Raw genomic sequence first — 13,216 nt, 5'->3', positions numbered from 1 at the left:
GCAACGGATGGTCGTCGGCATCAGCGGCGCGTCCGGGTTTATCTACGGCGTGCGCTTGCTGCAATTGCTCGCCGAGCTGGACATCGAAAGCCACCTGATCATCAGCCGCGCGGCGCTGCTGACCATGGCCCACGAAACCGACTACAAACTCGCCGACGTCACCGCGCTGGCCAGCCACTACCACCGCGCCGATGACGTCGCCGCCGGGATCGCCAGCGGATCGTTTCGCTGCCTGGGCATGGTGGTGGCGCCGTGTTCGATGCGCACATTGGCAGAGATTGCCACCGGCACCTCATCAGGGCTGATCGGCCGCGCCGCCGACGTCACGCTCAAGGAGCGCCGCACCCTGGTGCTGATGGCCCGCGAAACCCCGCTGACCCTCGCGCACCTGCGCAACATGACCGCCGTCACCGAGATGGGCGGGATCATCGCTCCGCCGGTACCGGCGTTCTACGCCCGCCCGGAAAGCCTCGGGCAAATGGTCGACCACAGCCTCGGCCGCGTGCTCGACCTGTTCGGCCTCGATGCCGGCGTCGCCACCCGCTGGAGAGATCAAGAACACATAGTTCCCTGTAGGCCTTCGCCTGCTCGCGATAGCGGAGTGTCAGTGAAGTAAATCTCAGTTGATACACCGCTATCGCGAGCAGGCGAAGGCCTACAGAAAAGCAGCACCACCCGAATTCAGTGTGCACCGGTCAATCAAAGGAGCCTCACCATGAACACCCCCTTCAACGCCCCAACCCGCAACACCAAAATCCCCGTGACCATCCTCACCGGTTTCCTCGGTGCCGGTAAAACCACCCTGCTCAACTACATCCTCAAGGAAAACCACGGTCGTAAAATCGCCGTGATCGAAAACGAATTCGGTGAAGTCGGTATCGACGGCGACCTCGTCCTCAGTTCCGAGACCGAAGAAATCTACGAGATGGTCAACGGCTGCGTGTGCTGCACCGCCGAGGTTCGCGAGGACTTGTTGCGCATCGTCCGCGAACTGGTGGCGCGCCCGGTGCGCCTCGATCACATCCTCATCGAGACCAGCGGTCTGGCCGATCCTTACCCGGTGGCGCAGAGTTTTTTCATCAATGACCCGATTGCCGAGGAAGTGGAACTCGACGCGATCGTGACCATGGTCGACGCCAAACACATCGCCCAGCATCTGGAGGATCTGCAACTCGACGGCGTCGACAATCAGGCGGTGGATCAGATTGTTTGCGCCGACCGGATCGTCATCAACAAGGTCGATCTGGTCAGCCCTGCAGAAGTTGAAACCCTGCGCGGCAAGATCCGTGGCTTGAACGCCACGGCGGATCTGGTGACCTCGACCCATGCGCAGATCGACCTGACGAAAATCCTCGGCATCGGCGCGTTTGAATGCACGCAGAAGCTGATGGAAATCGGCGCGGATCAGCACGATCACCATGATCACGACCATCAGCATCACGCTGAGCACTCTACTGAAGAGCAGGACCACCAACACGACCCAAGCGTGTCATCGGTGGGCATCGCCGTGGACGGCGCGGTCAACCTGATGGCGTTCCACCGCTGGATCAGCGAACTGCGTTCCTCCCAGGCTGACAACCTGTACCGCATGAAAGGCGTGCTCGCGGTCGCCAACGAAGATCAGCGCTACGTGCTGCAAGGCGTGCACAGCCTGGTGGAATTTCGCGCCTCGACCGCGTGGGGCACGGAGCCGCGCTCGAGCAAGATCGTGTTCATCGGTCGCGACCTGGACCGCGCGGCGCTGAACCAGGGCTTCGCCGCCTGCCTGGCAGGCTGAAACAAGGCATCGGAGCCGGTGGATGGCGGCTTCGGGCACATGTGTACGAATGACTGATGCCACAAAACCTGTAGGAGTGAGCCTGTTCGCGATAGCGGTGTGTCATTGAGCAATGATGGTGACTGATTCACCGCTATCGCGAGCAGGCTCACTCCTACAGGGGATCTGCAGCAGGCATCAGACGAATACCCCTCTCTACCGCATAAAACAGCCAGAGGTGTTTCCCCATGTCGTCAGCCACATCCCCATCGAAAACCGCATCCACCGTGCACCCCGTCGACCGCGTTTTGCCGGTGCGACAGATGCTCACCCTCGGCCTGCAGCACATGGCCGTCTCGTACATCGGCGCCATCGCCGTGCCGTTGATTGTCGCCAGCGCCCTGAAAATGTCCCACGCCGACACGGTGGTGCTGATCAGCACCACGCTGTTCTGCTCAGGCATCGCCACCCTTCTGCAAACCGTCGGCTTCTGGAAATTCGGCGTGCGTCTGCCGATTCTGCAAGGCGTGGCGTTCAGTAGCGTGGGACCTGTGATCGCCATCGGCAGCAACCCGGAAGTGGGATTCGCCGGGGTCTGCGGCGCGGTCATCGGCGCAGGATTGTTCACCATGCTGATGGCGCCGTTCGTTGGTCGATTGCGGCGATTTTTTCCGCCGGTGGTGACCGGTTGCATCGTCACGGTGATCGGCTTGCAGCTGTTCCCGATTGCTTATGAATGGGTCGGTGGCGGGCGCAATGCGAGCAACTTCGGCGCCCCGACGTTTCTCGGCGTCGCGGTGGTGGTGTTGCTGACGATTCTGCTGGTCAACCGCTATGGCAGCCCGTTGCTGCGCAACATGGCGGTGCTGATCGGCATGTTGATCGGTGCCGCTCTGGCCTACGGTCTGGGCATGGGCAGTTTTCACAGCGTCGAAGAAGCGCCGTGGCTGACCGTGCCCTACCCGTTCTATTTCGGGCTGCCGACTTTCAGCCTGATTCCCATCGCGACCATGGTCGTGGTGATGATCGTGCAGATGGTCGAATCGATGGGGCTGTTTGTGGCCATCGGCGATATCGTCGAAAAACCGGTGGAAGACAAACAAGTAATCAACGGCCTGCGCGCCAACGGTCTGGCCAGCACCATCGCCGGCATGTTCGCCGCATTTCCGTTTATCGCCTTCATGGAAAACGTCGGCCTGGTGATTCTTACCGGCGTGCGCAGCCGTTGGGTGGTCGCGGTCAGCGGCTTGCTGATGTGCTCGATTGCCTTGGTGCCGAAGGCCGGCGCGATCATCGCCTCGATGCCGACCGCCGCCCTCGGTGGTGCCGGTATTGCCATGTTCGGCGTGGTCGCGGCGGCGGGCATTCAAACCCTCGCCAAAGTCGATTACGAGCGCAATCGCTACAACGTGCTGATCGTCGGTTTCACCCTCGCCGCCGCGCTGGTGCCGGTGCTCGCCCCCACCTTGTTCAAGCAACTTCCCGAGTGGTCGCAGCCGTTCCTGCACAGCAGCGTGGTTATCGCTTGCCTGGTGTCGGTGCTGCTCAATGCCGCGCTGAATGGCGTCAGCGTGGCGCAAACCACCGCCAGCAAATCCGCCTCGCACATCCTTTAGTTTGGAGCTGCCCATGACTCAACTTCAGAACATCCTGATCAAGAACCCGGTCGCGGTGATGACCGGCCTGCGCGGCCCTCGCGCGCGGGCCGGCGCCGTGGACATTCGCGTGGTCAATGGTCGCATCGCTGAAATGGCCGCGAACCTTGAACCACAACCCGGCGAACGGCTGATCGACGCGCGCAACAGCGTGGTCTATCCAGGCTGGATCAACACCCACCATCACCTGTTCCAGAACCTGCTCAAAGCCGTGCCCGAAGGACTGAATCAGGATCTGCAAGGCTGGCTGGCGAGCGTGCCCTACCCGCGCCTCAACCGCTTCACCCCACAACTGGCGCGGATCGCCGCACGGATGGGCATGGTCGAGTTGCTGCTGTCCGGCGTCACCACCTGCGCCGATCACCACTACCTCTACCACGCCCACGGCAGCACCGAGACCGGCGACTTGCTGTTCGACATGGCCGATGAATTTGGCCTGCGCTTTGTGCTGTGCCGTGGCGGCGCGCTGGAGTCGGCCAGCGCGCATCCCGGCTTCTCGAAAACGGCGCTGCAACCAGAAAGCCTCGAACAAATGGTCGGCGATATCGAACGGCTGAAAGCGCTGTATCACCAGGACACCCCGGACGCGATGCGCCGCGTGGTCGTCGCCCCGACCACGCCGACCTTTTCCTTGCCGCCAACCCTGCTGCGCGAACTCGCCCATACCGCGCGCGGCCTCGGCCTGCGCCTGCACACGCACCTGTCGGAAACGCAGAACTACGTGAATTTCTGCCGGGAAAAATACAACTGCCTGCCGGTGGAATTCGTCGCCGAACACGAATGGCTCGGCCCCGACGTCTGGTTCGCCCACGCCGTACACCTGCAACCGGGAGAAATCCGCATGCTCGCGCAGACCGGCACCGGCGTGTCCCACTGCCCGGTGAGCAACGCCCGGCTGGGCAGCGGCGTCGCGCCGATCCCGCAAATGTACGAGGCCGGCGTGCCGATCTCCCTCGGTGTCGACGGTGTCGCCTCCAACGAATCCGGAAGCATGGTCGGCGAAGCCAACACCGCGTGGCTGATCCACCGCGCCGAACAAGGCGCCTCGGCGACCACCGCTGAAGACGTCATTCACTGGGGCACGGCGGGCGGCGCGCAGGTGCTGGGGCTTGGCGCCGTCGGCACGCTGGAAGTCGGGCAAGCGGCGGACCTGGTGGTCTACAGCCTCGATCATCCTCGGTTCTATGGCTTCCACGACAGCGCCGTCGCGCCGGTGGTCGCGGGCGAACCGATCACGGTGAAATACAGCCTGGTGGGCGGCCGGATCGTCGTCGACAACGGCGTAATTCCGGGCCTGGACATCGAACGCATGCGCGCCGAAGCGTGGGAAGGCGTGCAGCAATTGATGAACGTCGACGACTGATCAAAACCCACCACAAAACCCTTGTAGGAGTGAGCCTGCTCGCGATAGCGGTGTATCAGTCAGAGTTAACGTGGCTGACAGACCGCTATTGCGAGCAGGCTCACTCCTACAGGGGATTGCGGTGTATTCGCGCCTTCCGGGTTTGTCGACTAACGTTACTCCCTCATCGGACTGAGCCCCAGGGCTCTTGATCAAGGAGAGACTGATGACGTCGCGTCGCACGATCGAACAGACCTATCGCACCTGGTCCAGCCCCATTCTGCTGGAGCTGAAAAAGCGCGAACACCAGATGGCGCCGTTTGAGCGTCAGGCGTTGGAGAATGTCTTGGTGGAGAGGCGCTTGCTGGATATCGGCAATCCGAATGGCAATGACCGGCGCACGAGTGCCGCAAGCAAAAACGACCGTTCCGGCTGATCGCCTCACTCACCTGAGTAAATGAATCCTGTTGGGAGCTGGCTTGCCAGCGATAACGGATTTTCAGTTGATACAGAGTCGACTGATCCACCGCCATCGTTGGCAAGCCAGCTCCCACAGGTTATGCCGTGTCTTCAGGCAGCACGCTGTCCGGCTGCCACCGCCGCCGAAGCCGCCAGCATCGCCCGCAACAACACCGCGCACCCCGCCGCCAGATCATCCGGCGCGGCATTCTCGATTTCGTTGTGGCTGATGCCGCCTTCGCACGGTACGAAAATCATCCCCGCCGGACCGAGTTCGGCGAGGAAAATGGCGTCGTGGCCGGCGCCGCTGACGATGTCCATGTGCGACAGGCCCAGGCCCTTGGCCGCGCCGCGTACCGCTTCCACGCAGCCTTTTTCGAAGTACAGCGGCGGGAAGTCGGCGGTAGGTGTCAGTTCATAAGTCAGTCCATGTTCCTCACAGGTCGCGTCAATGACTTGTTTGACCTCGGCGATCATCGAATTCAGCCGCGCCGGTTCCAGATGCCGGAAGTCGAGGGTCATGCGCACTTCGCCGGGGATGACGTTGCGCGAGCCGGGATAGGCTTGCAGGCAACCGACCGTGCCGCAGGCGTGCGGTTGATGGCCGAGGGCTGCGCGGTTGACTGCGCCGACGATAACCGAGGCGCCGACCAAGGCATCTTTGCGCAGGTGCATCGGGGTTGGTCCGGCATGAGCCTCGACGCCGCGCAGCTTGAGGTCGAACCACTTCTGCCCCAGCGCGCCGAGCACCACGCCGATGGTTTTCTGCTCGTCTTCGAGGATCGGGCCTTGTTCTATGTGCGCTTCGAAGTAAGCGCCAACTTTATGTCCGCTGACCTTGCGCGAACCGGCGTAGCCGATGGCGTTCAGCGCTTCGCCGACCGTGACGCCCTCGGCATCGACCTTGGCGAGGGTTTCTTCGAGGGTGAATTTTTCGGCAAACACGCCGGAGCCCATCATGCACGGCGCAAAGCGCGAGCCTTCTTCGTTGGTCCAGACCACCACTTCCAGTGGCGCTTCGGTTTCCACCTTGAGGTCGTTGAGGGTACGCAGCACTTCGACGCCAGCGAGTACGCCGAAGCAGCCATCGAACTTGCCGCCGGTGGGTTGGGTGTCGATGTGGCTGCCGGTCATCACTGGCGGCAGGTCGGGATTGCGCCCCGGGCGACGGGCGAAGATGTTGCCGACTTCATCGACCGTGACGCTGCATCCGGCGTCCTTGCACCATTGCACAAACAGGTCGCGGGCCTGGCGGTCGAGGTCGGTCAGGGCCAGACGACAGACCCCGCCCTTGACCGTGGCGCCGAGTTTGGCCAGCTCCATGAGCGACGCCCATAAGCGGTCGCGGTTGATGTGCTGATGGGTCGATTGCAGAACGTCTACGGCTGCGTTCATGGGGATCTCCTCAGTGCTGATACCGATAGTTCCCACGCTCTGCGTGGGCACTCATCCATGGACGCTCTGCGTCCGCTGTTGGGACGCAGAGCGTCCCGTGCTGCATTCCCACGCAGAGCGTGGGAACGATCATGACTTACACCGCTGTTTTAACGGCAGAGGGCTGCGCACGCATCACGCACAACCCGTAATAAATAATCCCGCCCAGCGCCGAGCCGGTGAACCAGCCATAGCTGTAGAACCAGCTGAACGCATCGCTGCCCAGCGACAACAAGGTCAGTACAACCGGCACCCCGAACGCAAGAAACCCCGCCCAGTTCCACGCCGGATAGACGTCATCGCGGTACAACCCGGCCAGATCGAGTTGCTGTTTCTTGATCAGGAAATAGTCCACCACCATGATCCCGGCGATCGGTCCGAGCAGGCTTGAATACCCGAGCAGCCAATTGGAATACACGGTTTCCAGGCTGACATCGGAGACAATCAAACCAAGCTTTTTCAGCAACTCATGGCCCATCAGCAACAGCCCGACCAACCCGGTCAGCAACACCGCTTTGGTGCGGTTGATCACTTTGGGCGCGATGTTCTGAAAGTCGTTGGTCGGCGAGACAATGTTTGCGGCGGTGTTGGTCGACAACGTGGCGATGATGATCAACGCCATCGCCACCGCGACCCACACAGGGCTCTGGATATGACCGATCAGACTGACTGGATCAGACACGGTGACGCCGACCAGTTTCACCGACGCCGCAGTCATGATTACGCCCAGCGAAGCGAACAAAAACATGGTCAGCGGCAGGCCGAAAATCTGCCCGAGGATCTGATCCTTCTGGCTCTTGGCGTAACGACTGAAGTCCGGAATGTTCAGCGACAACGTCGCCCAGAAACCCACCATCGCCGTCAACCCGGCGGCGAAGTAACTCACCACACTGGCGCCTTCCGGACGTTTTGGCGGGATCGCCAGCAGTTCGGTCATCGACACATTGGGCATCGCCCACACCAGCAAGCCGATGCCGACCGCCACCAGCAATGGCGCGGATAACGTCTCCAGCCACTTGATCGACTCGGCGCCGCGAATCACCACCCACAGGTTCAGCGCCCAGAACACCATGAAGCCGATCACCTCCCCGGTGCCACCGAGGGATTTCCAGCCCTCGAACACCGAGCCGAGAAACAGGTGGATCGCCAACCCGCCAAACATCGTCTGAATGCCGAACCAGCCACACGCGACCAACGCGCGAATCAGGCACGGCACGTTGGAGCCGAGAATGCCGAACGATGAACGCAGCAGCACCGGGAACGGAATGCCGTACTTGGTCCCGGGAAAGGCGTTCAGCGTGAGCGGAATCAGCACAATGACGTTGGCGAACAGAATCGCCAGCAGCGCTTCGCCGACGGTCAAGCCGAAGTACGCGGTGAGCACGCCGCCGAGGGTATAGGTCGGCACACAGATCGACATGCCGACCCACAGCGCGGTGATGTGCCATTTGTTCCAGGTTCGTTCGCGCACCTTGGTCGGTGCCATGTCGTGGTTGTAACGGGGACTGTCGAGGACATCGCTGCCGGCTTCGAGTTCGAACAAGCCGTCGCGCTCGGTCACTTGCGATCTGTTCTGTTGCATGGCCGCTCCACTGTTCTTCTGATTATTTTTTTGCTCATCAGGCGGCTGGCACTCGCAGGTGCAAACCGGACGATGGCCGGAGGAACTGACAACTTTCGTGCACCGGCCATGGTGTCAGCGGCGGCATCAATAAACGTGCCGGGTGCCCCGCTTTCGCATCGGGCGGTACTGCAAACGCTTTGCAACTTTCTGATATTCATCAGTTTTAATTATTCACCTTGGGAGTCCGCGAAAACTTGTCTGAACGCTCAGGCTAAACGTCGGGCAAGTTGTTCGAACTGTCAGGACTCAATCTGGTGCACTGCATTTATTTTCAATGTGCGCGAGCAGCCGCAGCTCAACTTCAAGCGGCTGATTTCACATACAAAATCTTGCTCATATTTCCATCCTGTCAAGTGCGTCAAAATGGTGAACGGCCTCACCATTTTGGTGATTCATCGGTTTTATCTTTATTTTTCAATCACTTAAAATAGTCATAAGCTTATAAAAAATAATCTTGATCTATTGCAAATCTGCGACTAGTTTCTATTCCTGACAGCGCTGACAGGAATACACCCTGCAACGCCGTACATCAATAAAACATCTAGAACCGGCACAAGTCGGTCAATGCCTGCGAGGAACTCGGAATGTCTCTGTTGATCCGTGGCGCCACCGTTGTTACCCATGATGAAAGTTATCGCGCCGACGTCTATTGCGCCGACGGCGTGATCAAAGCCATCGGTGAAAACCTGGATATTCCCGCCGGCGCCGAAGTGCTCGACGGCAGTGGCCAATACCTGATGCCCGGCGGCATCGATCCGCACACCCACATGCAGCTTCCGTTCATGGGCACTGTGGCCAGTGAAGATTTTTACAGTGGCACGGCGGCGGGACTGGCCGGTGGCACCACATCAATCATCGACTTTGTGATTCCCAATCCGCAGCAGTCGTTGATGGAAGCGTTTCATCAGTGGCGTGGCTGGGCGGAAAAATCCGCGTCCGACTATGGCTTCCACGTCGCGATCACCTGGTGGAGCGAGCAGGTGCGTGAGGAAATGGCCGAGCTGGTCAGCCATCACGGGATCAACAGCTTCAAGCACTTCATGGCCTACAAGAACGCGATCATGGCCGCCGACGACACGCTGGTGGCGAGTTTCGAGCGCTGTCTGGAGCTTGGCGCAGTGCCGACCGTGCATGCGGAAAACGGCGAGCTGGTCTATCACCTGCAACGCAAGTTGATGGCCCAAGGCATCACCGGGCCCGAAGCGCATCCGCTGTCGCGGCCGTCGCAGGTTGAAGGTGAAGCGGCGAGCCGGGCGATTCGTATTGCTGAAACCATTGGCACGCCGTTGTACCTGGTGCACGTCTCAACGAAAGAAGCCCTCGACGAAATCACCTATGCGCGCAGCAAGGGCCAACCGGTGTATGGCGAAGTGCTCGCCGGGCATTTGCTGCTCGACGACAGCGTCTACCAACACCCGGACTGGCAGACCGCTGCCGGTTACGTGATGAGCCCGCCGTTCCGCCCGCGCGGTCATCAGGAAGCGCTCTGGCACGGTCTGCAAAACGGCAATCTGCACACCACCGCGACTGACCATTGCTGCTTCTGCGCGGAGCAAAAAGCCGCCGGCCGTGATGACTTCAGCAAGATTCCCAACGGCACCGCCGGCATTGAAGATCGCATGGCGGTGCTTTGGGATGAGGGGGTTAACTCCGGGCGTTTGTCGATGCAGGATTTCGTCGCGCTTACCTCCACCAACACCGCGAAAATCTTCAATCTCTATCCGCGCAAAGGTGCGATTCGCGTTGGCGCCGATGCCGATCTGGTGCTGTGGGATCCGCAGGGTACGCGCACCATTTCCGCCAAGACCCACCATCAGCAGGTGGACTTCAACATCTTCGAAGGTAAGACCGTACGCGGCGTGCCGAGCCATACCGTCAGCCAGGGCCGCGTGGTCTGGGCCGATGGCGACCTGCGCGCCGAGCGCAGTGCCGGGCGGTATATCGAACGGCCGGCGTATCCGGCGGTGTTTGATTTGCTGAGCAAGCGGGCTGAGATGCACCGGCCCACTGCCGTGAAACGCTGATCCCCAGAAGATGATCGTTCCCACGCTCTGCGTGGGAATGAAGCCCGTGACGCTCCGCGTCACTGGACGCGGAGCGTCCCTAGAGGCATTCCCACGCAGAGCGTGGGAACGATCTGCCCATCAGAGGCAGCACCTCAAATAACCGTGAGGCCATAAACCGTGATCGAGACCCTGAACCATCTCCCCCACCCGCACGAAAGCGCGGCCGCCCTCGCCGGGCATTTCACTGATCTGGCGCCACCGCTCAACGATCGGCAAGCGCATCTGGAAGCCTCGCGCTGCCTGTATTGCTACGACGCACCGTGCGTGAATGCGTGCCCGAGCGAGATCGATATTCCCTCGTTCATCCGCAATATCCATCAGGACAACGTCCCCGGCGCTGCGCAGAAAATCCTTTCGGCCAACATCCTCGGCGGCAGTTGCGCACGAGTCTGTCCGACCGAAATCCTCTGTCAGCAAGCCTGCGTGCGCAACAACGCCCACGAATGCGCGCCAGTGTTGATCGGCCTGCTGCAGCGCTATGCCGTCGACAACGCACACTTCACCGAACACCCGTTCCAGCGCGCCGCCACCACCGGCAAACGCATTGCTGTGGTCGGTGCCGGTCCTGCCGGTTTGTCCTGTGCGCACCGTAGCGCCATGCACGGTCATGACGTGGTGATTTTCGAAGCGCGGGAGAAGGCTGGCGGCCTCAATGAATACGGGATCGCCAAGTACAAACTGGTCGATGACTACGCGCAAAAGGAACTGGATTTCCTCCTGCAAATCGGCGGCATCGAAATCCGCCACGGGCAGAAGCTTGGCGAGAATCTGACCCTCAGCGAACTGCATCAGCAGTTCGACGCGGTGTTCCTCGGCCTCGGCCTCAATGCCAGCAAACAACTCGGCCTGGCACACGAAGATGCGCCGGGTCTGCTTGCTGCCACCGATTACATCCGCGAACTGCGTCAGGCCGATGACCTCACGCAACTGCCGCTGGCCGAGCGTTGCATCGTCCTCGGCGCCGGTAACACGGCGATCGACATGGCTGTGCAAATGGCCCGCCTCGGCGCCCGTGATGTGAATCTGGTGTATCGCCGTGGCGCGGCGGACATGGGCGCCACCGGCCATGAGCAGGACATCGCCAAAGCCAATGAGGTACGCCTGCTGACCTGGGCGCAACCGGAAGAGGTGCTGCTCGACGCTCAGGGCCAGGTGCGCGGCATGCGTTTCGCTCGTACCGATCTGGTCGACGGTCGCCTGCAAACCACCGGGGAGACCTTCGAACTGGCCGCTGATGCCATCTTCAAAGCCATCGGCCAGGCGTTCGATGGCAGCGCCCTCGCTGACCCATTGGCCCGTGAGCTCAAGCGTCAGGGTGAACGCATCTACGTCGATGAAAACCTGCGCACCAGCGTCCCCGGCGTGTATGCCGGCGGCGATTGCACCAGCCTCGATCAAGACCTCACCGTGCAAGCCGTACAGCACGGCAAACTCGCCGCCGAGGCGATCAACGCGCAACTGATGCTCAACGTGGAGGCTGCGTAAATGGCCGATCTCTCGATAGTCTTCGCTGGCATCAAGGCGCCGAATCCGTTCTGGCTGGCCTCCGCGCCACCTACTGACAAAGCCTACAACGTCGTCCGCGCCTTTGAAGCAGGCTGGGGTGGCGTGGTCTGGAAAACCCTCGGTGAGGATCCGGCGGCGGTCAACGTCTCCTCGCGCTACTCAGCGCATTACGGCAATAACCGCGAAGTGCTCGGCATCAATAACATCGAGCTGATCACCGACCGTTCGCTGGAAATCAACCTGCGCGAAATCACTCAGGTGAAGAAGGACTGGCCGGATCGCGCGTTGATCGTGTCGCTGATGGTGCCGTGCGTAGAGGAGTCGTGGAAACACATTCTGCCGCTGGTCGAAGCCACCGGCGCTGACGGTATCGAGCTGAACTTCGGCTGCCCGCACGGCATGCCTGAACGTGGCATGGGTGCGGCGGTTGGTCAGGTGCCGGAGTACGTCGAGCAAGTCACGCGCTGGTGCAAGACCTATTGCTCGCTGCCGGTGATCGTCAAACTGACGCCGAACATCACGGATATTCGTGTCGCGGCCCGGGCGGCGCATCGCGGCGGCGCCGATGCGGTGTCGCTGATCAATACGATCAACTCGATCACCAGCGTCGACCTGGAACACATGGTCGCCCTGCCCACCGTCGGCAGCAAAAGCACGCATGGCGGTTATTGCGGTTCGGCGGTGAAGCCGATTGCGCTGAACATGGTCGCCGAGATTGCCCGCGATCCGCAGACTCAAGGCTTGCCGATCTGTGGGATTGGCGGCATCGGCAGTTGGCGTGATGCGGCGGAGTTCATGGCGCTGGGCAGCGGTGCGGTGCAGGTGTGCACGGCGGCAATGCTGCATGGTTTCCGGATTGTCGAGGAGATGAAGGACGGGTTGTCGCGGTGGATGGACAGTCAGGGTTACGCCAATATTGCCGAGTTTGCCGGGCGTGCGGTGGGCAACACCACGGACTGGAAGTACCTCGACATCAACTATCAGGTGATCGCCAAGATTGATCAGGAGGCGTGCATTGGTTGCGGGCGCTGCCACATTGCTTGCGAGGACACTTCACACCAGGCGATCGGTAGTCTGAAGCAGGCGGACGGCACGCATAAATATGAAGTGATTGATGAGGAGTGTGTGGGTTGTAACTTGTGCCAGATCACTTGTCCGGTGGCGGACTGTATCGAGATGGTGCCGATGGAGACTGGCAAGCCGTTTCTGGACTGGAATCATGATCCGCGCAATCCGTATCACGTTGCGGTCTGAATCGGGGGCTGATCCTGAAAGACCCTCACCCTAACCCTCTCCCTGTATGTACCGGAGACATGGTGGACACATGTTCGGAGACATGGTGGACGGTTTTAGATCTTCTTACCTGCCGTGACG

Annotated in this window: 10 protein-coding genes; 8 read left to right on the top strand and 2 right to left on the bottom strand. The window is 60.8% G+C overall.

Annotated elements, in window-relative coordinates:
* Positions 1–7 precede the first annotated feature (7 nt).
* The 5 genes from CQ009_RS26300 (at position 8) to CQ009_RS26275 (ending at position 5,189) form a co-directional block, all read left to right on the top strand.
* Positions 8–616 (top strand): UbiX family flavin prenyltransferase, encoded by a 609-nt coding sequence (locus tag CQ009_RS26300; RefSeq protein WP_177431001.1) that lies wholly within the window; start codon positions 8–10, stop codon positions 614–616.
* Positions 617–715: 99 nt separating this feature from the next.
* On the top strand, positions 716–1,777 hold the full coding sequence (locus CQ009_RS26295; protein WP_105709149.1) for a GTP-binding protein: 1,062 nt from the start codon (positions 716–718) through the stop codon (positions 1,775–1,777).
* A gap of 227 nt (positions 1,778–2,004) precedes the next feature.
* A complete protein-coding gene (locus CQ009_RS26290; protein ID WP_105709148.1) occupies positions 2,005–3,372 on the top strand; it encodes a nucleobase:cation symporter-2 family protein in 1,368 nt (455 codons plus the stop codon).
* Positions 3,373–3,385: 13 nt separating this feature from the next.
* A complete protein-coding gene (locus CQ009_RS26285; RefSeq protein WP_105709147.1) occupies positions 3,386–4,774 on the top strand; it encodes an amidohydrolase family protein in 1,389 nt (462 codons plus the stop codon).
* 205 nt (positions 4,775–4,979) lie between these two features.
* Positions 4,980–5,189: a hypothetical protein gene (locus CQ009_RS26275; RefSeq protein WP_064390561.1), complete on the top strand. Its 210-nt coding sequence runs from the start codon at positions 4,980–4,982 to the stop codon at positions 5,187–5,189.
* Positions 5,190–5,323: 134 nt separating this feature from the next.
* Here the strand turns inward: CQ009_RS26275 and CQ009_RS26270 are convergent, their stop codons facing one another.
* Together CQ009_RS26270 and CQ009_RS26265 are read right to left on the bottom strand one after the other, a co-directional pair.
* A complete protein-coding gene (locus tag CQ009_RS26270) occupies positions 5,324–6,607 on the bottom strand; it encodes a Zn-dependent hydrolase (RefSeq protein ID WP_105709146.1) in 1,284 nt (427 codons plus the stop codon).
* Positions 6,608–6,743: 136 nt separating this feature from the next.
* Positions 6,744–8,228 carry an NCS1 family nucleobase:cation symporter-1 gene (locus CQ009_RS26265; RefSeq protein WP_105709145.1) on the bottom strand — a complete coding sequence of 495 codons (1,485 nt, stop codon included), beginning with the start codon at positions 8,226–8,228 and terminating at the stop codon, positions 6,744–6,746.
* 626 nt (positions 8,229–8,854) lie between these two features.
* Here CQ009_RS26265 and hydA point away from each other — a divergent pair.
* The 3 genes from hydA (at position 8,855) to preA (ending at position 13,096) form a co-directional block, all read left to right on the top strand.
* Positions 8,855–10,294, top strand: coding sequence for a dihydropyrimidinase (gene hydA / locus CQ009_RS26260; protein WP_105709144.1), 1,440 nt, complete (start codon positions 8,855–8,857; stop codon positions 10,292–10,294).
* Between the two features lie 159 nt (positions 10,295–10,453).
* Positions 10,454–11,821 carry an NAD(P)-dependent oxidoreductase gene (locus CQ009_RS26255; protein WP_105709143.1) on the top strand — a complete coding sequence of 456 codons (1,368 nt, stop codon included), beginning with the start codon at positions 10,454–10,456 and terminating at the stop codon, positions 11,819–11,821.
* Positions 11,822–13,096 carry an NAD-dependent dihydropyrimidine dehydrogenase subunit PreA gene (preA, locus tag CQ009_RS26250; RefSeq protein WP_105709142.1) on the top strand — a complete coding sequence of 425 codons (1,275 nt, stop codon included), beginning with the start codon at positions 11,822–11,824 and terminating at the stop codon, positions 13,094–13,096.
* The last annotated feature ends 120 nt before the right edge of the window (positions 13,097–13,216 follow it).

Origin of the sequence: Pseudomonas sp. MYb2, from assembly GCF_002979955.1 — a bacterium.
Lineage (GTDB): Bacteria > Pseudomonadota > Gammaproteobacteria > Pseudomonadales > Pseudomonadaceae > Aquipseudomonas.
The sequence above is the reverse complement of the archived record's forward strand: the minus strand, read 5'-3'. Positions and strand labels throughout refer to the sequence as shown.